General features: G+C 63.1%; 17 protein-coding genes. 7 read left to right on the top strand and 10 right to left on the bottom strand.

The annotated features are described in order from the left end of the window. The first annotated feature begins 43 nt into the window (after window positions 1–43). Window positions 44–1,741 (top strand): adenine deaminase, encoded by a 1,698-nt coding sequence (gene ade, locus IB265_RS12220; RefSeq protein WP_057253014.1) that lies wholly within the window; start codon window positions 44–46, stop codon window positions 1,739–1,741. Between the two features lie 24 nt (window positions 1,742–1,765). Here ade and aac(6') read toward each other — a convergent pair whose 3' ends face one another. Together aac(6') and IB265_RS12230 are read right to left on the bottom strand one after the other, a co-directional pair. Then, window positions 1,766–2,230, bottom strand: a complete 465-nt coding sequence (gene aac(6') / locus IB265_RS12225; protein ID WP_057253013.1) for an aminoglycoside 6'-N-acetyltransferase — start codon at window positions 2,228–2,230, stop codon at window positions 1,766–1,768. Further along, entirely contained in the window at window positions 2,230–3,864 is a 1,635-nt protein-coding gene (locus tag IB265_RS12230) for an alpha-glucosidase (RefSeq protein ID WP_057253011.1), read from the bottom strand. The genes aac(6') and IB265_RS12230 overlap by 1 nt, the downstream gene beginning before the upstream one ends. Window positions 3,865–4,061: 197 nt before the next feature. Between IB265_RS12230 and IB265_RS12235 the strand changes: the two genes are divergently transcribed. Continuing rightward, window positions 4,062–4,979 (top strand): sugar kinase, encoded by a 918-nt coding sequence (locus IB265_RS12235; protein WP_057253009.1) that lies wholly within the window; start codon window positions 4,062–4,064, stop codon window positions 4,977–4,979. A 288-nt stretch (window positions 4,980–5,267) separates the two neighbouring features. On the opposite strand, the gene der is transcribed toward IB265_RS12235, so the two are convergent. Then, entirely contained in the window at window positions 5,268–6,701 is a 1,434-nt protein-coding gene (gene der, locus IB265_RS12240; RefSeq protein ID WP_057253007.1) for a ribosome biogenesis GTPase Der, read from the bottom strand. Here der and IB265_RS12245 point away from each other — a divergent pair. Further along, on the top strand, window positions 6,682–6,936 hold the full coding sequence (locus tag IB265_RS12245) for a hypothetical protein (protein WP_143032950.1): 255 nt from the start codon (window positions 6,682–6,684) through the stop codon (window positions 6,934–6,936). The genes der and IB265_RS12245 overlap by 20 nt on opposite strands. Window positions 6,937–7,040: 104 nt before the next feature. On the opposite strand, the gene IB265_RS12250 is transcribed toward IB265_RS12245, so the two are convergent. Together IB265_RS12250 and IB265_RS12255 are read right to left on the bottom strand one after the other, a co-directional pair. Beyond that, a complete protein-coding gene (locus tag IB265_RS12250) occupies window positions 7,041–7,709 on the bottom strand; it encodes a tetratricopeptide repeat protein (protein WP_057253003.1) in 669 nt (222 codons plus the stop codon). A 280-nt stretch (window positions 7,710–7,989) separates the two neighbouring features. Continuing rightward, window positions 7,990–8,577, bottom strand: a complete 588-nt coding sequence (locus IB265_RS12255; RefSeq protein WP_057253001.1) for an NnrU family protein — start codon at window positions 8,575–8,577, stop codon at window positions 7,990–7,992. 223 nt (window positions 8,578–8,800) lie between these two features. Between IB265_RS12255 and IB265_RS12260 the strand changes: the two genes are divergently transcribed. Beyond that, a complete protein-coding gene (locus IB265_RS12260; RefSeq protein WP_082616096.1) occupies window positions 8,801–9,808 on the top strand; it encodes a polysaccharide deacetylase in 1,008 nt (335 codons plus the stop codon). A 145-nt stretch (window positions 9,809–9,953) separates the two neighbouring features. On the opposite strand, the gene sbmA is transcribed toward IB265_RS12260, so the two are convergent. The 5 genes from sbmA to glpK all read right to left on the bottom strand — a co-directional run bounded on the left by sbmA (window position 9,954) and on the right by glpK (window position 16,304). Then, the gene (sbmA, locus tag IB265_RS12265) at window positions 9,954–11,210 is read right to left on the bottom strand and encodes a peptide antibiotic transporter SbmA (protein WP_057252998.1); all 1,257 of its coding nucleotides are present in this window, start codon (window positions 11,208–11,210) and stop codon (window positions 9,954–9,956) included. Window positions 11,211–11,407: 197 nt separating this feature from the next. Further along, window positions 11,408–12,607 carry an MFS transporter gene (locus tag IB265_RS12270; RefSeq protein ID WP_192494799.1) on the bottom strand — a complete coding sequence of 400 codons (1,200 nt, stop codon included), beginning with the start codon at window positions 12,605–12,607 and terminating at the stop codon, window positions 11,408–11,410. 135 nt (window positions 12,608–12,742) lie between these two features. Next, a complete protein-coding gene (gene map / locus IB265_RS12275; RefSeq protein ID WP_057252997.1) occupies window positions 12,743–13,492 on the bottom strand; it encodes a type I methionyl aminopeptidase in 750 nt (249 codons plus the stop codon). A 100-nt stretch (window positions 13,493–13,592) separates the two neighbouring features. After that, complete coding sequence (locus IB265_RS12280; protein WP_057252995.1) at window positions 13,593–14,651, bottom strand: LLM class flavin-dependent oxidoreductase; 1,059 nt, start codon at window positions 14,649–14,651, stop codon at window positions 13,593–13,595. A 165-nt stretch (window positions 14,652–14,816) separates the two neighbouring features. Then, the gene (gene glpK / locus IB265_RS12285; protein ID WP_057252993.1) at window positions 14,817–16,304 is read right to left on the bottom strand and encodes a glycerol kinase GlpK; all 1,488 of its coding nucleotides are present in this window, start codon (window positions 16,302–16,304) and stop codon (window positions 14,817–14,819) included. 255 nt (window positions 16,305–16,559) lie between these two features. Here glpK and IB265_RS12290 point away from each other — a divergent pair, with 255 nt between their 5' ends. The 3 genes from IB265_RS12290 (at window position 16,560) to xdhB (ending at window position 21,259) form a co-directional block, all read left to right on the top strand. After that, window positions 16,560–17,336, top strand: coding sequence for a 3-hydroxybutyrate dehydrogenase (locus IB265_RS12290; protein ID WP_057252991.1), 777 nt, complete (start codon window positions 16,560–16,562; stop codon window positions 17,334–17,336). Window positions 17,337–17,444: 108 nt separating this feature from the next. Continuing rightward, window positions 17,445–18,920 (top strand): xanthine dehydrogenase small subunit, encoded by a 1,476-nt coding sequence (xdhA, locus tag IB265_RS12295; protein WP_057254312.1) that lies wholly within the window; start codon window positions 17,445–17,447, stop codon window positions 18,918–18,920. A gap of 2 nt (window positions 18,921–18,922) precedes the next feature. Next, window positions 18,923–21,259, top strand: coding sequence for a xanthine dehydrogenase molybdopterin binding subunit (xdhB, locus tag IB265_RS12300; RefSeq protein ID WP_057254310.1), 2,337 nt, complete (start codon window positions 18,923–18,925; stop codon window positions 21,257–21,259). The last annotated feature ends 16 nt before the right edge of the window (window positions 21,260–21,275 follow it).

The following is a 21,275-nucleotide window of genomic DNA, read 5'->3' on the forward strand; positions in this document are numbered from 1 at the left end:
CACACCGATCGCACCGGGCGCCAAAGAAAACTGGAGTTGCCTCATGTCCGAAGCGCTGGAACGTTACATCGATCAGGGCGTCGGGCGCGAACCGGCAGACATCGTGTTGAAGGGTGGGCGCTTCTTCGACCTCGTGACCGGCGAACTCGTCGCCTCCGACATCGCGATATCAGGTGACCGCATCGTCGGCACCTTCGGCAACTACGACGGACGCGAGGAAATCGACATTTCCGGCCGCATCGTCGTGCCCGGCTTCATCGACACGCATTTGCACATCGAATCTTCGCTCGTGACACCGCATGAATTCGACCGCTGCGTCCTGCCGCTCGGCATCACGACCGTCGTCTGCGACCCGCACGAGATCGCAAACGTGCTCGGTACCGAAGGCATCCAGTTCTTCCTCGATTCGGCGCTCGAAACGATCATGGACATCCGCGTCCAGCTCTCGTCCTGCGTGCCGGCGACACATCTGGAGACGTCGGGCGCCGATCTGCCAATCGAAAGGCTTCTGCCTTTCCGCCACCATCCAAAAGTCATCGGCCTCGCCGAGTTCATGAATTTCCCCGGCGTCGTGCACAAGGACCCGGTCTGCCTCGCCAAGCTCGACGCCTTTCAGGGCGCGCATATCGACGGCCACGCGCCGCTGCTGTCCGGCAAGGACCTGAACGGCTACCTCGCCGCCGGCATCCGCACCGACCATGAATGCACCTCGGCTGAGGAGGCGATGGAGAAGATCCGCAAGGGCATGCACATCCTGGTACGCGAAGGCTCGGTCTCCAAGGATCTGCACGCGCTGATGCCCATCATCACCGAGCGCCTGTCGCCGCATCTGGCGCTCTGCACCGATGACCGCAATCCGCTCGACATTGCCGAACAGGGCCATCTCGACCACATGATCCGCACCGCGATCGCCGCCGGCGTCGAGCCATTGGCGATCTACCGCACCGCCTCGATCTCGGCCGCCCGTGCTTTTGGGCTGCGCGACCGCGGGCTCGTCGCGCCCGGCTGGCGCGCCGATCTCGTGGTGATCGACACATTGGAAAACTGCAAGGCCGAGACGGTGTTTTCCGGCGGCCGCCGCGTCACCGATGCGCTGTTTGCGACCCGAAACCCGGTTGAGCCCGTCGGCCTCGACAGCGTCAAAGCCGGCCATGTCCATGCCAGTGCCTTCGGCATCCCCGTCTCGGATGGCGATACGTCGGTCATCGGCGTGCTCCCCGGTAAGATCATCACCGAACACCGCCGCTACCGCCTGCCGGCCGTCGGCAACCAGACCGGCCTCGACCTCGGCCGCGATATCATCAAGGTCGCGGTGATCGAGCGCCACGGCGTCAACGGCAACCACGCCAACGGTTTCGTCCAGGGTTTTGGGCTGAAGAAGGGCGCGATCGCCTCGACCGTCGGTCATGACAGCCACAACATCTGCGTCGTCGGCGTCAATGACGAGGACATGGCGATCGCCGCCAACCGGCTCGGCGAGATCAAGGGCGGCTTCGTGGTGGTCGAGGACGGCAAGGTGACCGGAGAGATCGCGCTTCCGGTCGCGGGTCTGATGAGCCTCGAACCTTACGAGTCCGTCCGCGATACGCTGCATCACCTGCGCCACGCCGCTTTCGCCCTTGGCGCGACGCTGGAGGAACCCTTCCTGCAACTCGCCTTCCTGCCGCTGCCGGTCATCCCGCACCTGAAAATCTCCGACCGCGGACTGGTCGATGTCGACAAGTTCATGCTGATCGGGTGAGTTCCATCCCTGCCCGCGGGATCCTCAATTGTCTGCCACGGCCGGCGACAGTTCCTTGCGGAAATAGACGACCCGCTCCGTCTCCTCGAAGCCAAGCGCCATGTGCAGGCTCTGGCTCCTGAGATTGTCGGTCGCCGTGTCGGAAGCGAGTTCCTGGCATCCTTGCGATGTTGCCCAGCGTTCCACCGCCGTGATCAGCGCACGCGCGACGCCGCGACGACGATATCCGGGCAACACATAAATCCCTTCGAGAAAGGCCACGGGCGAGGTTTCGCAGCCGTTGACATAGTCCCGGCGGATCGACGCCTCGGCAAAACCGGCGGCAACACCAGCCTCGTCCTCGCAGAGGAACGACGCATAGCGATCGGTCTCGGCAAGAGAGGACTCGACTTCCGCGCGGTGCTCCGCTTCCGGCGTATCCGGCCAGAGCGCCAGACGCATCTCGACCCAGCGGCCGATGGTTTCGCCATCCATCAACAATACGCGCATCAGAGCTTCCCGCAGAAGGCCGATAATCCGTCAATCTGGATGCTACCCGCTCCGAGGCGCGCCGGATATCCGGGCAAATCCAGGGGCTCGACGACAGCGGGGACCAGAAACGCCTGCGGTTCGCGGGTGAGATTGAAGACGAAGAGCAAGCGCTCGCCATCTTTTTCGCGAACGAAGGCCAAGAGATCGCTGTTGCTATCGAGGAAATGCATCGCGCCATCGTGCAGAACCGGTCGCGATTTGCGGAAGGCGAGCGTCGCGCGGTAGTGGCCAAGCACCGTATCCGCGCCTTCGGCCATGGCATCCACGGCCAGGCGGCGGTGTTCAGCCGGAACCGGCAGCCAGGGCTTGCCGCCGGTAAAGCCGGCATTGGCCGCCGCCTCTTCCCAGACCATCGGCGTCCGGCAGCCATCGCGGCCCTTGTAGGAGGGCCAGAAGCGGATGCCATAGGGGTCGCGCAGGTCCTCGAAAGCGAGTTCCGCCTCCGGAAGTCCCAGCTCCTCGCCCTGATAGAGACAGATCGACCCGCGTAGGCTCGAAAGCAGCGTGATGGCGAGCCGCGCCACCCTCTCCCGCTCTGCTTCGTTCCGAGCGAAGCGGCTGACGTGGCGCGTCACGTCGTGGTTGGAGAAAGCCCAGCAGACCCAGCCGTCGGTGACGGCCTTCTGGAAATTCTCGACGCAGCGGCGGATATGGGCCGCGGTGAAGTCCGGACCGAGCAGGTCGAAGGTGTAGCACATGTTGAGCTTGTCGCCGCCGCCGGTATAGGCAGCCACGGTCTTCAACGAGCGGGCGCCGTCGCCCACCTCGCCGACCGTCATGCGGCCCTCGTAGCGGTCGAGCAGCGCCCGGAACCGCCTCAGGAAAGCGATGTTTTCCGGCTGGCTCTTGTCGTAGAGATGGTCCTGCATGCCATAGGGGTTGACGTCGGGAGCGTCGTTGCTGGTGGCGTCCGGATCGGGAACGAGCGGCGGGTTGTCGCGCAGATACCGGTCGTGAAAATAGAAGTTCACCGTGTCGAGGCGGAACCCGTCGACGCCGCGATCGAGCCAGAAGCGGGCGGCATCGAGCACCGCGTCCTGTACCGCCGGATTGTGGAAGTTGAGGTCCGGCTGCGAGCCGAGGAAATTGTGCATGTAGTACTGCTTGCGCACCCCGTCCCACTCCCAGGCGGGGCCGCCGAAGATCGACAGCCAGTTGTTGGGCGCAGTGCCATCCGGCTTCGGATCGGCCCAGACATACCAGTCGGCTTTCCCGTTCGTCCGGCTCGAGCGGCTCTCAGCGAACCAGGGGTGGCGATCGGAGGTGTGGGAAATCACCTGGTCGATGATCACCTTGAGGCCGAGACGGTGGGCCTCACCAAGCATCTCGTCGAAATCCGAGAGCGTGCCGAACATCGGATCAACGTCGCAGTAGTCCGATACGTCATAGCCCATGTCGGCCTGTGGCGAAGTGAAGAACGGCGACAGCCAGATCGCGTCGACGCCAAGCGAGGCGATATGCGGCAGCCGCCGGGTAACGCCCTTGAGATCACCGATGCCGTCGCCGTCGGTGTCCTGAAAGGAGCGCGGATAGACCTGGTAGATCACCGCGCCGCGCCACCAATCGTCATTCGATGCCTGCCGAGACGTCATGAAATGCCCCTTGAAGACCGATGCTCCACGCCAGAGCGGGATGATGAGGAACCAAGGTGTATCGCCGCCCGGCGCGGGAGTAAACGCCGTTCCTTCCTCTCGGTCCGCCGCGAGCCCTTCACCAGAAACAATCTCTTGCCGAGATCGGCTGAGCCCCTTATCCCGTCTCAGGCGAAATCTTGTGAGGAGGAAAGTCGTTGGCCGGGAAGATGCTTGCGATCGGGGAGTGCATGGTCGAGCTCATGCAGGCGGAAGGCGGGCTGCTGCGTAAAGGTTATGCCGGCGACACCTTCAACGCCGCCTATTATGCGCGGCTGTTCATGCCTGATGACTGGACCGTCGGCTATTGCTCCGCGGTCGGCACCGACACGGTTTCCGACGAGATGCTGGCCTTCATGGCGGAAAAGGCGATCGACACGTCAGCCGTGCGCCGGATCGAGAGCCGCTCGGCCGGGCTCTACATGATCCATCTGAAGGACGGCGAGCGCAGCTTCTCCTACTGGCGTTCGCACTCGGCAGCCAAGCTGCTCGCCGACGATGCCGATCATCTGAGAAGCGCGATCGAGGGCTCCGACCTGATCCTCTATTCCGGCATCACGCTGGCGATCCTTGCACCCGACGCGGTCGAAACGCTGCTGTCGGAACTGCGCCGTGCGAAAGCGGCCGGCAGCCAAGTGGTCTTCGACCCGAACATCCGCCCGCGCCTCTGGGACGACGCCGAGCGCATGCGCCGGACGCTGACCGATGGCGCCCGCGCCGCAACCCTCGTCATGCCGAGCTTCGACGACGAGGTCACGCATTTCGGCGACGCCTCCATCGAGGCGACGATCGCGCGTTACAGGGGCCTTGGCGCCACCAATGTCGTCGTCAAAGATGGCGAGAAGGGCGTGACGCTCGCCTTCGGCGATGCGCCGATTGAGCACGTACCGGCAACACCGGTCGAACGCGTCGTCGACACCACCAGCGCCGGCGACAGCTTCAATGGCGCCTTCGTCGCCCGCCTTGTTGCAGGCGACACGCCGGCTGAAGCCGCCGCCTTTGCGGCAAGCGTCGCCGCCGGCGTCATCGGTCATCATGGGGCACTCGTCGCCCGGGAGAAGCTGCCCGTGGCGTAGGTGGCAGAAGGAAGGGCCTAACGGCGCTTCTCAGGCTGCTGATTAAGATATTTCTGATTGTTGTAAGCTTGCCGGAAAAACCTTTGCGCCAGCCAAAATCTCCGTCATTCCTGTGCTTGTCACAGGTATCTAGCCGGCCCAAGTCCTTACGCTCAAGTCCTTGGGCTGAAGGGTCTCTGACCCGACGGACGTCGGGTCGCTGGATCCCCGCCACGGGGGCGAGGGGAGCTTGGGGTCGCGCTATCGCCAGAAAACCATCTTCAAGGTTTGTAGCAGTCTGGGAAGCGCCTATCGACGCTTCTTCGCCTTGGATTCGTAAGGGTTGTCGCCCGCGCGGAAATGCATGCGGATCGGCACGCCCGGCAGGTCGAAATCGTTGCGCAGGCCGTTGATCAGGTAGCGCACGTAGGATTCCGGCAGCGCGTCGGGACGCGTGCAGGAGATCATGAAGCCCGGCGGGCGGGCCTTCACCTGGGTCATGTATTTGAGCTTCAGGCGGCGACCGGACACGGCCGGTGGCGGATGCTGAACCGTCTGCGATTCCAGCCAGCGGTTGAGCCGCGCGGTGGAGATGCGGCGGTTCCAGGTCTTGTCCGTTTCGATGATGGCCTGCATCAGTCGGTCGAGACCGTAACCGGTGTGGCCGGAAATCGGCACGGCACGGATGCCGCGGGCCTGCGGCAGGAGCCGCTCGGTCTTTTCGCGGAGGTCGGCGAGCACCGCCTGCCAGTCCTCGACCAGATCCCACTTGTTGAAGGCGAGCACCGCCGCGCGGCCCTCACGCAAGACGAGATCGACGATCTGCAGATCCTGCTTCTCGAAGGGAATGGTCGCGTCGAAGACGATGACGACCGTTTCGGCAAAACGGATCGCGCGCAGCGCGTCGGCGACCGAGAGCTTCTCCAGCTTCTCCTGCACCTTCGCCTTGCGGCGCATGCCGGCGGTGTCGAACATCTTGATGGTACGGCCGCGCCAGTCCCATTCGACCGAGATGGAATCGCGGGTGATGCCGGCTTCCGGCCCGGTCAAAAGTCGGTCTTCGCCGAGGAAGCGGTTGATCAGCGTCGACTTGCCGGCGTTCGGACGACCGACGATCGCCACGCGCAATGGCTTGGTCTCGTCATAGGCTGTCTCCGCCTCTTCCTCTTCGCCCTCTTCGTCTTTGAACGTCGGGCGCAGATCGATATCGGTCTCGGCCACGTCGTCTTCCGGCGGATAGGCCCGCTCTTCGCCGATCGCAGCGACGATCGCGTCGCGCAGGTCCAGCATGCCCTGGCCGTGTTCGGCCGAGATCGGGCAAGGTTCGCCAAGGCCGAGCGTAAACGCATCGTAGAAGCCGCCATCGGAGCCGCGCGCCTCGGACTTATTGGCCACCAGCACCACCGGCTTGCCGCGCCGGCGCAGCATTTCGGCCAAGGTTTCGTCGGCCGGCGTCAGGCCGCCCTTGGCGTCGACCAGGAACAGCGAAAGATCCGCCTCGTCGATCGCGGCTTCCGTCTGCGCCCACATGCGACCCTGCAGCGTGTCGGGCCCCGATTGCTCGAGACCGGCCGTGTCGATGATGCGGAAGCGCAGGTCGATCAGCTTTGCCTCGCCCGGACGACGGTCGCGGGTGACGCCCGGCGTATCGTCGACGAGCGCCAGCTTCTTGCCGACCAGGCGATTGAACAAGGTGGACTTGCCGACATTGGGACGCCCGACGATGGCGACGGTGAAGCTCATGGATCTATCCGTTTCCGCTTGGAGCGCCGCAGCCGATGGGCGGGCCGCGCTCGTAATTTCGTTCTGTGCCGCATTCAGGCGGCTCGCGAGCGTTTCCGTAGAGGAACTGCCCCATCTGATTGTTTGCCTGCAATTCGCAACGCAAAACCGCTGCGCACTTTTGCTGGAACTGCTTGTCTGCCTTCCGCAGTTCCGGACGCAAAACCGCTACGCACTTTTGCTGGAACTGCTTTAAATGCTTTAGCGCACAACCCCAAGATCGAGATCGATTTTGGGATCATGCGCTGATTCGAAAGGGTCGTGCACCCTGTGCCCATCCACGTGGAATGGGCGGAAACCTTAGGCCTTGCCGCTGGCCGTGATCACGTCGAGCAGCATCTGGGCGCGACCGGTGATGTTGCGCGGGCTCTGCGTGTCGTCGACGATCTGCTGGAACCAGGTCTTCGCCTTGGCGTAGTCGCCGGCCTTGTAGGCCGAGAGACCAAGCGCTTCGCGCGCCGAGTGGCGCATATTGTTCTGCGGCGTCGCAAGCTGCTCGACTTCAGCCGAAACCTGATCGTAGCTGCCGGTATCGACGAGCAGATAGGCCGCACGCAGTCGCGCCGCTTCCTGAATGGCAGCCGGAACGCTGCCGTCCTTGCCGATGGCGGAGAATGCCTTCACCGCCGCATCGGTGTCGCCCTTCTGGGCCTGAAGCGTTGCAGCGCGCAGACGAGCCAGCACCGGATAGGCGCCGTAGCCGTCCTTCTCAAGCGCGTTCAAGGCAGCGAGCGCCTCGTCCGTCTTGTTTTCCTTCGCCAGATTGAGCGCCTGCAGGAAGGCGTCGCCCGACTTCGAGGAAGCTCCCTCCTGCCAGTACTCGAACCCGACCTTGCCGATAGTGCCGAGAACGATAAGCACGGCGATCGCCGCGATGAGACCGCCGAAACGAGCCCAGATGCTCTTCATCTGGTCGGAACGCAGTTCCTCATTGACCTCGCGGATAAAGCTGTCGTCTTGGTTCGCCATCTACTGCCCCGGCCTTGCCTGCCCACTGGTACGCCATTCCGACCGTCATCGACGGGAACAGCGCACAATCTCAAACTGTTCGAGCATGCACGACGCGTTCTAGCGCACGCATCACGCTCTCATGGATTTTGCGCCTTCTACCCGATTTTGCGGCGCTTGTAAGGGGGCCGACGTTATTTAGAGCGCCTACGGTCGACACGAGGTCACCTCCGTCGCTCTAAATTTTTTGTTACACGCAAGTCGGGACGCAAAACCGCTGCGCACTTTTGCTGGAATTGCCTTAGCCCATCACCACGGGGGCAACCCCGATCAACCACTCGTGAAGCTTCCAGACGAAGAGCCCGTAGGCGACGAGACCGATGACGATGGCCAGCACGTCGTTCGTCGATGACTTGAACACCGGCAGCACGCGCTCCCCTGCCCGCTCGCGACGCTTCAGCGAGATGCGCAGGATCACCGCCCAGGCGAGAAACGATCCGAAAAGCAGGACCGAGGACGTCTCACCATTCGCCAGCAGGTGCGCCAAAGCCCAGGTCTTGATCGACAGGATCTGCGGATGCTTGACCGCCACCGCAATGCGGCCCGCCGGCAGGAAGCCTGCAGCAAGGAAGACGAAGGCGAAGAGCATCAGGAGCAGCGCTATGTGGCGCAGGAACACCGGCGGATTGTAGAGCATGCCCGTTTCGCCGCGCGCCTGGCCGAAACCATAGATGATCAGACAGAGGCCGATGAGGCTGAGGATCGCATAGATCCCCATCCAGGTGCCCTTGCCGCGACTCTCGATGATGCCGGCGCGAAAGCCGGGCGCAACCACGCGGATGAGATGCACGCCGAGAAAGATGATGATGCCGAAAACGAGTATCGCCATGGGGCCACCGCTTTGTTCGAGATATATCGGAGATAGCGTCGCGTGCCGGATCTGGCGCGCTTGAGTCGCTGTAGCTCTTTGATTTTCTATGCCATTCGCCCTTGGACTGATTCCAGTCCAGGTTGCTATGGAGTAGCCTTGATGGCGTCTTTTTTCCAGCCCGATCAAAGGATTGCCGCAATTTCGAACCATCTGCGACAAAAATTCATCGCTGCAGTTGATCATGATCCGAACATTTCTCGCCTTTTCCCTTGTCCTGGTTCCGGCGCTTGCGCGGGCCGAACCGGCGACGCCGGCCACCGTCCCCGCCGCTGACCGGCAGCTGGTCATCGTCTCCTTCGACGGTGCCCATGACAACTCGCTTTGGGAAAAGAGCTTGGCGATGGCCAAGCGCACCGGCGCGCATTTCACCTATTTCCTGTCCTGCACCTTCCTGATGACCCGGGCCGACGGCAAGGAGATCTACAGGCCGCCGGGCCAGAAGCCCGGCCGCTCCAATGTCGGCTTCGCCCAGAGCCGCGAGGAGATTGCAGCACGTGCCGGCCATATCTGGCAGGCCCATCTTGATGGTCACGACATCGCCAGCCACGCCTGCGGTCATTTCGACGGCAAGGGCTGGAGCAAGGCCGACTGGCAGAGCGAATTCTCGACCTTCAATACCGCGCTCGCCGACGCCTGGAAGAAGGCGGGCAAGCCAGAAGCGGAGCCCCAGGGCTGGGCTGAGTTCGCCAAGACCGGCGTCAAAGGCTTCCGTGCCCCCTATCTATCGCTGAGCGACGGCCTGCTGCCGGCGCTGAAGGCGGACAACTTCACCTATGACGCAAGCCTGGTCACCAAAGGACCGGGCTGGCCGACGACGAAGGACGGTCTGCCGCGCTTCGGCTTGCCGTTGATCCCCGAGGGACCGTCGCAGCGCCCTGTCATCGGCATGGACTACAATCTCTTCGTCCGCCACTCGATGGGTGTCGAGAACAAGAAGGACAGCGCCCGCTTCGAGGAGCGCACCTACGAGGCCTACCGGAAAGCCTTCGACCGCGAATATGGCGGCGACCGCATTCCCCTGCAGCTCGGCTTCCACTTCGTCGAAATGAACGGCGGCGCCTACTGGCGCGCCCTTGATCGACTGCTCTCGGAAGTCTGCGGAAAACCCGACGTCGCCTGTGTCAGCTATGCCCAGGCCTTGCCTGTCATCGAGCAGGCAAAAAAGAAGGCGGGTCGCTCCGCCTTCTGAATTCAACCGTCCACAGCCCAGGACGGGTAGCGCATTCCTAGAAAAGCGTGAAACGGTCTTCCGTGCGGAATTGCGTCATTTCAGAGAGTTAGATCATTTCCTGGCGCGTCGCGCAGCAGATGTGCGCGACGCGTGGCAAGCTCTATCATAGCGCCAACTCTTCCCTTCCGCCCGCTTCGATGAACTGCTGATCGATGTTCGGCAATGGTTGCTCTTCGATTGCCGCTTCGAACGCACGCAGGCGCTTGTAGATGGAAATGAGCTCGATCACCGTCGGCCAGGAATTAACCAGATACTGGAACGAACTCGTCACCTGCGAGAACGCGCCCTGGATCTGCTGGAAGAGCCCGTAGGTGATCGTTGCCCCGACGATCGACGGAACCATCAGGAAAAGGGCGAAGATGTTATCCGTTTGCAGGTAAAAGTACCGGGCAACATTGAAATACATGTAGTGGAAGTACAGGCGGAAATAGTTCTTGCGCACATTGCTGAACAGCTCCGTAACGGTCGGGGGCAAAGCACGGTCGGCGTGGTCCTCGCCATAGACGAGTTCCTTGCGGTATGCCGCCTCGACGCGCTGGTTACGGAATTCGAGGCCCGGCAGCTTCACGCCGACGACAGCAAGTAGCACCGTACCGAAAAGCGACCAGAAAATCGCCGCCAGGACCAACGGATAGGGTATCGATCCGACGATCGGCAGTTCTTTCACGTTGGCTGAAAGTGCGTGCAACACCGGCAGGAAGGCGATCAGCGTCATCAGCGAATCGATTAGGCGGACCCCCAATCCTTCCACCGTCGTTGCAAACCGCATGGTGTCTTCCTGGATACGCTGGGAGGCACCCTCGATGTGACGGACCTTCGACCACTTCGCATAGTAGTAGTCGTTCATCGCGTTTCGCCAGCGGAACAGATAGTGGCTGGTGAAGAAGCTGATGAGAACGGCCGAAACGATGTAAACCGACGCCAGTTCGAAGAATATCAGGGCGTACCCGTATATTTCCGAGGCCTGGACGGTGTTCGGTGCCTTCAGCGCCTCAACGATCCTATCGAACGTAGGGCGGCGCCAATTGTTAAGCGCAACGCTGATGTCGACAGAAAAATAAACGGTGAATACGATGAACGCCGACCCCCAGACGGACCATTTCCGCCACGGGCAATCGACCGCGTAAAGCTGCCAGAACAGGCAGAACAGCACCATGCTGAGGATGAAATAGATGTAGAACCAGATCGACGCCGTCGTTGCAAAATGCCCGAGGCCGATGGGCGCTTCGCCCACGGGCGGCAGGCCGAGGGCCGCACCGAGCTGTTCGCCGGTAGCATACCAAAAGGCGACGACGACGAGCGACCAGAGAGCGACGGAAAGGAAAAACAGCTTCGGCTTGGGAAAGAACGATTCGAGCAAGGTGCGGCGCTTTCGTTTTATTGATCGTGACGTTTCTTGAAGACCGTCACGTTCGACTCTCTTTGGATGACGCGAGATACGCCCCCCGAAGCGCCGAAACTAGGGCAAAGCGCCGCTATCAACAATCGGGTAATGTAAACGTTACTGTTATTTCATCCGGGCGGAGGACGGCACCGAAGGAACCCGTCCGGTGCCTGTCACGCCCTCAACGCTGCCGAAATCCGCTTCAACTCGACGAGGATAACGCCGCCGCAGAGGAAGAGCACGGCTGCCGCAATCAAGGTTGGCGCGGAGAAGCTGCCGGTGCGGTCCGCCAGCCAACCGGCGACCAGAGGACCGATAATCTGACCGATGCCGAAGGCGGCGGTCATCAGCGCCAGCGCCTTGCGCGGACTGTCCGGCGCAAGTTGCCGGCCGATCTGCAGGCCGTAAGCCGTGATCATCATGAAGGTAGCCCCAAGCATCAGCCCGCCGGCAAGCGGCGCATAGGGCAAGGGCAGGCTGACCGTCAGAACCAGGCCGACCGCCTCGACCAGAAGGCCGATTGCGTAGACGCCGGCAAGGCCGAAGCGCGGCGCGGCAAAGCGCCAGAGATAGACGGACAGTGCGGCGGCAAGACCTGTCAGCAACCAGGCGAGAAACTCGATGCCGTGGCCGCCGGTCGGGTCACGCGCCATGGCGACGAGGAAGGTGGCCGTGATCACGTAACCGAAACCGAAGAGTGCGTAGGTGAACGTCACCACCGTCAGCGGTCGCGTCCAGCGAAGCGGCTTCTCGCGCACCGTGCCCGCACCGGTCGACGGAACGCCTGGCAGAAGTGCGGCGACGACAATGGTCCCGATCAATCCAACCAGAGCCCCGGTGAACCAGTCGCCCATGGAGGTCGTCAGGCCGGCATGGCCCGCAAGCGGGTTTGCCCAGACGCAGAGCGACGAAAATGCGATGCCGAGGCCGACGCCGCCGAAATGGACGGCCGGCACATGCTCCGATCGTGCAAGCAGGCCATGGCCAAGCACGATGCCGGAGATGAAGATCATCGCAAAGGCGCTGGCAAGGCCGGCCAGGAACCGGATGAGCGCCAGCGCGGCGACAGAGGACGAGAGCCCCATGGCCGCAAGCAGCACCGTCGTGGCGACGAGCGCCATAAGGCCGATACGCCGTTCATGTCCGTGCGCCCAGCCATAGGCTGCAAGGATCGCGCCTGCGAGATATCCGACGAAATTTGCCGAGGCGATGAGGCCGGCATCGCCGGGCGACAAGCCCAGATCGGCCATCATCGCCGGCAGGATCGGCGTGTACGAGAATCGGCCGAACCCCATGGCGACGGCCATGGCAATGGCGCCGGCGGTTGCCGTGGCGGAGATATTGGCCTGAAGCGGTCTGTCGAGCGTGGTCATGTCAGTTTATTGCACCGCAACACGACGCGCCACAAACGACAATAATTGAAGGACCTATTGAAGAAATCGAACGATCGCCGATTTCAATGGGTTAGAGGAGCGATGACGGCCGCGGCCCGCAATCGCATCCCTGATCTAGCCGGGCAGCGTCACGACCAACGGCCCGCCGCGCGTGACGACGACGGTGTGCTCGTATTGCACCGTTGGCGCCCTTGGATCGCTGTAGAGCGTCCAATCGTCGTTGCCGCCTTCGGCCCATTGCGCGCCCATCGACAGGAAGGGTTCGACGGTGAAGACCATGCCGTCCGTCATCCGGCGCCGTTCGCGTGGATCAGGCCAGGTGGCGATCTCGGTCGGCTCCTCGTGCAGCGAACGGCCGATGCCGTGGCTGGCGAGATTGGTGACGAGCGAATAGCGGTTCTTGCGGGCGAAGTCGCCGATCGCGTTGCCGATGGCCGCCAGTGGCTGGTCGGGACGCACCTGCTTGAGGCCCACCCACATCGCCCGCTTGCCGTCGCGGCAAAGCCGGTCGATCGCGGCCGTGACCGGCGGCACCGGGAAGGAGGCGCCGGTATCGGCGAAGATGCCGTCCTTCTCGGCCGAGACGTCGATGTTGACGAGGTCGCCCGCCTGGATCACCCGGCTGCCGGGAATGCCGTGGGCGATTTCCTCGTTGACGCTGATGCAGGTGGCGCCGGGAAACTTGTAGCAGAGCTCGGGCGCCGAGCGCGCGCCGGCCTCTTCCAGCACCTTGCGGCCGATCGCGTCCAGTTCCGCCGTGGTGATGCCGGGCTCCAGCGCCTCGCCCATCGCCTGCAAGGCATTGGCGCAGATGCGGCCGATTTCCTTCAGCCGCAGCAGATCTTCTTCGTTGTTGAGGGTCATCCGTGTCTCGCTTTCGCGCTCACATGTAGCGTGTCGCTATACGTTATGCCAGCGCCGAACGGGACGGTCGGCAATCGAACACTGAACCCGGCGTTTGAGGTCAGACGGCGGCCCGTGCCGCCGCCTTCTCTTCCGCCAGCGCCGTGCGCACCAGCGGCGCCACCCTGGTGCCGTAGAGCTCGATGCCGCGCATGATCTGGTCATGCGGCATCGGCCCGATCGCCATCTGCAGCAGGAAACGATCGTTGCGGAACAGCTTCCAGTTCTCGACGATCTTTTCCGCCACCGTCTCCGGGTCGCCAAGGAAGAGGTTCCCGTTCGGGCTGCGTGCCTGGTCGAAATGCGCCCGGTTCGTCGGCCCCCAGCCGCGCTCGCGGCCGATGCGGTTCATCACCTCTGCCTGCGGTCCGTAGAACTGGTCTGCGGCGAGGTCCGTCGTGTCGGCAATGAAGCCGTGCACGTTGATGCTGGTTTTCAGCTTGGTCGCATCCTGGCCGGCCCGGCGCGCGGCCTCGCGGTAGAGATCGAAGAGCGGCGCAAAACGGCGCGGCTCGCCGCCGATGATGGCGAGCGCCACCGGCAAGCCGAGTGCTCCTGCCCGCGCCACCGATTGCGGCGTGCCGCCAACGGCGATCCAGAGCGGCAGCACCTCCTGCAGCGGCCGCGGATAGACGCCGCGATCATGGATCGCCGGCCGCATCTCGCCCGACCAGGTGACCTTCTCGCTGTCGCGCAGCGCCATCAGCAGATCGAGCTTCTCGGCAAAGAGCTGGTCGTAATCGTCGAGAGACTGACCGAAGAGCGGGAAGGATTCGATGAAGGAGCCGCGACCGGCCATGATCTCGGCGCGGCCATTGGAGATCAGATCCAGCGTCGAAAACTGCTGGAAGACGCGCACCGGATCGTCCGAGCTCAGCACCGTCACGGCGCTGGTCAGCCGGATGTTTTTCGTCTTTGCGGCGGCAGCGGCCAGAATGACCGAGGGTACCGAGGCCGCATAGTCAGGGCGGTGATGCTCGCCAAGACCGAAAACGTCGAGGCCGACCTGATCGGCAAGCTCGATCTCTTCGAGAAGGTTCTTGAGGCGCCGCTGCCCCTCTTTGCCCTTGTCTGCCGCATTCGGATCGACATCCGCAAACGTATAAAGCCCGAGTTCCATGATGCCCGTCCTATTTCTGTTGTGACAACAGATAGTTGCCGCGCGCGTGGGCAGCAAATGCTCATCCGGGAAACGCTGTGTTTCCCGGATGAGCATGAATGGAGCCTGTGTCGGATGATTGGCAGGAACCGGATGATGCGGGCGAAAACCGCCCAGTCCTGGTTCTCAGCTCAGCGTGCGCTTGACGGCGTTGCGCCAGCCCCTGAGCTTGGCCTTTCGCGTCTTCTCGTCCATGGCCGGCTCGAAGCGATGGTCACGCGCCCAGGACTGGGCGAACGCCTCCTGCTTCGGCCAGACGCCAGCACGGCTGCCGGCAAGCCAGGCGACGCCGAGCGCGGTGGTCTCGAGAATGACGGGCCGGTCGACCGGCGCGTCGAGCAGATCGGACAGCCGCTGCATCGTCCAGTCGGAGGCGACCATGCCGCCATCGACGCGCAGCACCGTTTCCTTGCCGTTGTTGCGCCAGTCCTTGTGCATCGCCTCGAGCAGGTCGCGCGTCTGGTAGCAGACGGCTTCGAGCGCGGCGCGGGCAAACTCGGCGGGGCCGGTGTTGCGGGTCATGCCGAAGATCGCGCCGCGCGCATCCGGATCCCAGTGCGGCGCGCCAAGCCCTGTGAAGGCCGGCACCAGGTAGACTTCCTGCGTCGGATCGGCGCTCTCGGCGAGCGTCCCGGTATCGGGTGCCGCCTTGATCACCTTCAGGCCGTCGCGCAGCCATTGCACGGCAGCACCGGCAACGAAGATCGAACCTTCCAGCGCATAGGTCGTTTCGCCGTCGAGCCTATAGGCAATGGTGGTGAGCAGCCGGTTCTTCGACCGCACCATGTCCTTGCCGGTGTTGAGCAGCGCGAAGCAGCCGGTGCCATAGGTGGATTTCAGCATGCCCGGCTTGAAGCAGGCCTGGCCGATCGTCGCCGCCTGCTGGTCGCCGGCAACGCCAAGGATCGGGATGGCGGCGCCGAAGATTGCCGGGTCAGTGACGCCGAAATCGGCGGCGCAGTCCTTGACCTCCGGCAGCATGGCGCGCGGCACTTTCAGGATCTTCAGCAGTTCGTCGTCCCAGGCATTCTCCGAGATGTTGTAGAGGAGCGTGCGCGAGGCGTTGGTGGCATCGGTCACGAAGGACTTGCCGCCGGTCAGCCGCCAGATGAGAAAGGTGTCGATCGTGCCGAAGCAGAGCTCACCCTTGGAAGCGCGCGCCTGGGCCCTGTCGACGTTGGTGAGCAGCCAGTTGAGCTTGGTGCCGGAGAAATAGGGATCGAGCAGCAGGCCGGTCTTCCTGGTGAAGGTCTTTTCCAGCCCCTGCTTCTTCAGCCTGTCGCAATAGGACGCAGTGCGGCGGTCCTGCCAGACGATGGCATTGTGGATCGGATTGCCGGTTTCGCGATCCCATACGACGACCGTCTCGCGCTGATTGGTGATGCCGATGCCGTCAAGGTCGCCGGCGGTGATGCCCGCCTTGGCGATCGCTTCCTGGACCGTCGAAAGGACCGTCTGCCAGATTTCCTCGGGATCGTGCTCGACCCAGCCGGATTTGGGGAAGTGCTGCTTGAATTCCTTCTGGCTGGCGCCAGCGATCTGCTGCTGACCGTCGAAGACGATCGCCCGGCTTGAGGTCGTACCCTGATCGATCGCGAGAATATATCCGCCCATATGCCCCTCCCCGGCCACACGCATGTTTATTCACCCGTCCTCAAGGGCGGGATCTCATTTCGAAAACTTCAATACGATGGCAAAACGAATGTCAAACGAAAACAAAACGCAACCGATCGGCTTCGCTGGCCCCCGCGGCAACTCTGCGGCCCGGAGCTCAAAAACACAATTGTCAGTGCGCCCGTTTTACGCGTAGGCTGGCGCTGTTGCGCCGCAACAAAGCAGCCCGCAGCGCCACGAAGGGAGAGAGCAACAATGACGAAAACAGCGGTCATCACCGGTTCGACGAGCGGAATCGGGCTTGCGATCGCCAAGGCTTTCGCCAAGGGCGGCGCCAACATCGTGCTGAACGGCTTCGGCAGCCCGGATGAGATCAGACAAGCGACGGACGACGTCAGCGCGCTGACGAGCGGAACGGTGCTTTATCACGGCGCCGACATGACGAAACCCGCCGAGATCGCTGATCTGATCGCGACCGCAACCGAGCACTTCGGCAGCGTCGATATCCTCGTCAACAATGCCGGCATCCAATATGTCGAGAAGGTCGAGGATTTCCCGATCGAGCAATGGGATCGTATTATCGCGATCAACCTTTCCTCCTCCTTCCACACGATCCGCGCCGCCATTCCCGGCATGAAGGCGAAAGGCTGGGGCCGCATCATCAACATCGCTTCCGCCCATGGCCTCGTCGCTTCGCCATTCAAGGCGGCCTATGTCGCCGCCAAGCACGGCGTCCTCGGCCTGACCAAGACCGTCGCTCTCGAAGTCGCCGAAAACGGTATCACCGCAAATTCGATCTGCCCGGGCTACGTGCTGACGCCGCTCGTCGAAAAGCAGATCCCCGATCAGGCACGCACCCGCGGCATCACCGAACAGCAGGTCATCAACGACGTGATGCTGAAGGGCCAGCCGACCAAGAAGTTCATCACCGTCGAACAGGTGGCAGCGCTTGCCGTCTATCTCGCCGGCGACGATGCCGCCCAGATCACCGGCACGCATGTGTCGATGGACGGCGGCTGGACGGCACAGTAGCCACACGCACGGACACAGCCAAAAATTTCCACGGCCCTTTGCTTTTCTGCATAACCACCTAAGATCAAAGTGATTTCAGGCAATATGCAGCAGCAGGGAATGAGTGGCATGCCCCAGCCAAACGGAAGCATCAGCTTCATCCTCAACGATCGCGAGGTCGCGCTTTCCGACATCGCACCGGCCGCGACCCTGCTCGATTACCTGAGGTTGGAGCGTCGGTTGACCGGCACCAAGGAAGGTTGTGCGGAGGGCGACTGCGGCGCTTGCACCGTGCTCGTCGGAAGGCTTGCCGGCGACAGGCTCGTCTATGAAGCCGTCAACGCGTGCATCCGTTTCCTCGGCTCGCTGCAGGCAACCCATGTCGTCACCGTCGAGCATCTTGCCGGCCAGGACGGGACGCTGCATCCGGTGCAGCAGGCGATGGTCGATTTCCACGGATCGCAATGCGGCTTCTGCACGCCCGGCTTCGTCATGTCGCTCTATGGCCTGTGGCTCGCAAACGACGATCCCAGCCGCGCTGATATCGAAAAGGCGCTGCAGGGCAACCTCTGTCGTTGCACCGGCTATGAGCCGATCGTGCGCGCCGCGGAAGCGGCGGCAAAGGCGCGCCCCTCCGAAATCTTCGACCCGATCACGCGAGAACGCGAAACGATCACCGCCCGGCTGAAGGCACTGGCGCCGACCGAGACGATCACCATTCGCCAGGGCGACACCTGTCTGATCGTGCCTGCGGACGGCGACGGCCTGGCGACAGCGCTTGCCGACAATCCGGGGGCGACCGTGGTTGGCGGTTCCACCGATGTCGGCCTCTGGGTGACCAAGCAGATGCGGCCGATCAACCCGGCCATCTTCATCAACGGCATTGCCGAGTTGCAGCGCATCGAGGAGACGGAGCCGGGTCTGACGATCGGTGCCGGCGTTAGCTACACGATGGCCTATGCCGCGCTTGGCAAAGCCTTTCCCGGCCTCGGCCCGCTGATCGACCGGATCGGCGGCGAGCAGGTGCGCAACATGGGCACGATCGGCGGCAACATCGCCAACGGCTCGCCGATCGGCGACAGCCCGCCGCCCTTGATCGTGCTCGACGCCACCGTGACGCTGCGCTCGACGGAGGGTCGCCGGACGCTGCCGCTCGAAGAATTCTTCATCGCCTATGGCAAACAGGACCGTAAGCCGGGCGAATTCGTCGAAAGCATCTTCGTGCCAAGTCTTCCGGCCGGCGATCTCTTTGCCGCCTACAAGATCTCAAAACGCCGCGACGAGGACATTTCCGCCCTGCTCGGCGCCTTCCGCCTGTCGGTAGACGGCGGAGTGGTCCGCTCCGCCCGCATCGCCTTCGGCGGCATGGCCGGCACGCCGAAGCGCGCCACGAATGTGGAAACGGCGCTGATCGGCAAGCCCTGGACCGAGGAGACGGTTCGCGCAGCACAAGTCGCCTTCGAGACCGACTACCAGCCGCTCACCGACTGGCGGGCGACAAGCGACTACCGCATGCTGGCGGCGAAAAACCTCTTGATGCGTTTCTTCCTGGAAAGCGGTGGCGAGCCCGCGCAACTGGTGCGCTACGCCGCGGGAGACAGATGATCATGGACAAGTCCACCTTCGAGGAACGCAAGGCAATCCGGGGCGAGATGCACGCGGCGCAGCGCCACGACAGCGCCCACAAACATGTCGCCGGCACCGCCGACTATATCGACGACATGCCGGAACCCGTGGGCACGTTGCATGGCGCACTCGGCATGACCGACCGGGCGCATGCGGAGATCACCGCGATGGACCTCTCGGCCGTCGCCGCCGTACCCGGGGTCGTCTGTGTGCTCACCGCCAGGGACATGCCGCATTCCAACGACATCAGCCCGAGCCACCTGCATGACGAGCCAGTGCTTGCCGATGGTCTCGTGCAGTTTCATGGGCAACCCGCCTTTGCGGTGATCGCCGAGACCCGCGACATCGCCCGCCGGGCCGCACGGCTGGCGAATATCACCTATCGCGACCTGCCGCATTTCACCGACATTCTCGACTCGGTCGCCCATGGCGGCGAGCTGGTGACCCAGCCGCTGACCCTGCAGCGCGGCGACGCCGAGGCGGAGCTGGAAAAGGCCCCACGCCGGCTCAAAGGGCAAATGCGCATCGGCGGCCAGGAGCACTTCTACCTCGAAGGCCATATCGCGCTCGCCATACCCGGCGAGGACGACGAGGTCACCGTCTGGTCCTCGACCCAGCATCCGAGCGAGATCCAGCACATGGTCTCGCATGTGCTCGGCGTGCCCTCAAATGCGGTGACGGTGAACGTCCGCCGCATGGGCGGCGGCTTTGGCGGCAAGGAAACGCAGGGCAACCAGTTCGCCGCCCTTGCCGCGGTTGCGGCAAAGAAGCTCAATCGCGCCGTCAAGTTCCGCCCCGACCGGGACGAGGATATGACGGCAACCGGCAAGCGCCATGACTTCCTCGTCGACTACGACGTCGGCTACGACGACGACGGCCGCATCCATGCGGTTCATGCCAACTATGCGGCGCGCTGTGGCTTTTCGTCGGACCTCTCCGGCCCCGTCACCGACCGGGCACTCTTCCATGCCGACAGCTCCTATTTCTACCCGCATGTGAAGCTCACCTCGCAGCCGCTGAAGACCAACACGGTCTCCAACACCGCCTATCGCGGCTTCGGCGGGCCTCAAGGGATGGTCGGCGGCGAACGCATCATCGAGGAAATCGCCTACCAGCTCGGCAAGGATCCGCTGGAGATCCGCAAGCTGAACTTCTATGGCGAGAACGGCTCGGGCCGGGACCTCACGCCCTACCACCAGAGGGTCGAAGACAACATCATTGCCCGCATCGTCGCCGAGCTTGAGGAGAGCGCCGACTATCAGGCGCGTCGCCAGGCGATCCTCGACTTCAACAAGACGAGCCGCATCATCCGCAAGGGCATCGCGCTGACGCCGGTGAAATTCGGCATCTCCTTCACCATGACCGCCTTCAACCAGGCGGGTGCTCTGGTGCACATCTATCAGGACGGCTCGATCCACCTGAACCATGGCGGCACCGAGATGGGCCAGGGCCTCTATATCAAGGTTGCGCAGGTGATTGCCGACAGTTTCCAGGTCGACCTCGACCGGGTGCGCATCACCGCGACAACCACCGGCAAGGTGCCGAACACCTCTGCGACCGCCGCCTCCTCGGGCTCGGACTTGAACGGCATGGCGGCTCATGACGCCGCGCGCCAGATCAAGGAGCGGCTGGTCGCCTTCGCCTGCGAGCGCTGGCAGACGACGCCTGATCATGTCAGCTTCGTGCCCAACCATGTGAAGATCGGTGAAGAGCTGGTGCCTTTCCCCGAATTCATCAAGCAGGCCTATATGGGCCGCATCCAGCTGTCGGCGGCCGGCTATTACAAGACGCCGAAGATCCACTGGGACCGTGCCAGCGGCCGCGGCACACCCTTCTACTATTTCGCCTATGGCGCTTCGGTTTCGGAAATGTCTGTCGATACGCTGACCGGCGAATACATGGTCGACCGTGTCGACGTGCTGCACGATGTCGGCCGTTCGTTGAACCCGGCGATCGACATCGGCCAGATCGAGGGCGGCTTCGTGCAAGGGATGGGCTGGCTAACGACGGAGGAACTGTGGTGGGACGACAAGGGCCGGCTTCGCACCCACGCCCCCTCCACCTACAAGATCCCGCTCGCTTCCGACCGGCCGAAGATCTTCAATGTGAAGCTCGCCGAATGGTCGAGCAATACCGAGAAGACCATCGGCCGCTCCAAGGCGGTAGGAGAGCCGCCCTTCATGCTGCCGATCTCGGTTCTGGAGGCGCTTTCCATGGCAGTCGCCAGTGTCGCGGATTATCGCGAGTGCCCGCGGCTCGATGCCCCGGCAACACCGGAGCGTGTGCTGATGGCCGTCGAGCGTCTGCGAGATCGCTGACGGCCATCAAGATTTG

Origin of the sequence: Ensifer sp. ENS10 (assembly GCF_014852025.1) — a bacterium.
GTDB lineage: Bacteria > Pseudomonadota > Alphaproteobacteria > Rhizobiales > Rhizobiaceae > Ensifer.

Bases quoted from the DNA above. Each gene is read 5' to 3' on its own strand.
- ade (WP_057253014.1), top strand. From the start codon at position 44: ATGTCCGAAGCGCTGGAACGTTACATCGATCAGGGCGTCGGGCGCGAA.
- IB265_RS12230 (WP_057253011.1), bottom strand. From the start codon at position 3,864: ATGACGTCTCGGCAGGCATCGAATGACGATTGGTGGCGCGGCGCGGTG.
- IB265_RS12245 (WP_143032950.1), top strand. From the start codon at position 6,682: ATGGCGACGGTGAAGCTCATGGATCTATCCGTTTCCGCTTGGAGCGCC.
- der (WP_057253007.1), bottom strand. From the start codon at position 6,701: ATGAGCTTCACCGTCGCCATCGTCGGGCGTCCCAATGTCGGCAAGTCC.
- IB265_RS12250 (WP_057253003.1), bottom strand. From the start codon at position 7,709: ATGGCGAACCAAGACGACAGCTTTATCCGCGAGGTCAATGAGGAACTG.
- IB265_RS12255 (WP_057253001.1), bottom strand. From the start codon at position 8,577: ATGGCGATACTCGTTTTCGGCATCATCATCTTTCTCGGCGTGCATCTC.
- IB265_RS12260 (WP_082616096.1), top strand. From the start codon at position 8,801: ATGATCCGAACATTTCTCGCCTTTTCCCTTGTCCTGGTTCCGGCGCTT.
- IB265_RS12270 (WP_192494799.1), bottom strand. From the start codon at position 12,607: ATGACCACGCTCGACAGACCGCTTCAGGCCAATATCTCCGCCACGGCA.
- map (WP_057252997.1), bottom strand. From the start codon at position 13,492: ATGACCCTCAACAACGAAGAAGATCTGCTGCGGCTGAAGGAAATCGGC.
- IB265_RS12280 (WP_057252995.1), bottom strand. From the start codon at position 14,651: ATGGAACTCGGGCTTTATACGTTTGCGGATGTCGATCCGAATGCGGCA.
- glpK (WP_057252993.1), bottom strand. From the start codon at position 16,304: ATGGGCGGATATATTCTCGCGATCGATCAGGGTACGACCTCAAGCCGG.
- IB265_RS12290 (WP_057252991.1), top strand. From the start codon at position 16,560: ATGACGAAAACAGCGGTCATCACCGGTTCGACGAGCGGAATCGGGCTT.
- xdhA (WP_057254312.1), top strand. From the start codon at position 17,445: ATGCCCCAGCCAAACGGAAGCATCAGCTTCATCCTCAACGATCGCGAG.
- xdhB (WP_057254310.1), top strand. From the start codon at position 18,923: ATGGACAAGTCCACCTTCGAGGAACGCAAGGCAATCCGGGGCGAGATG.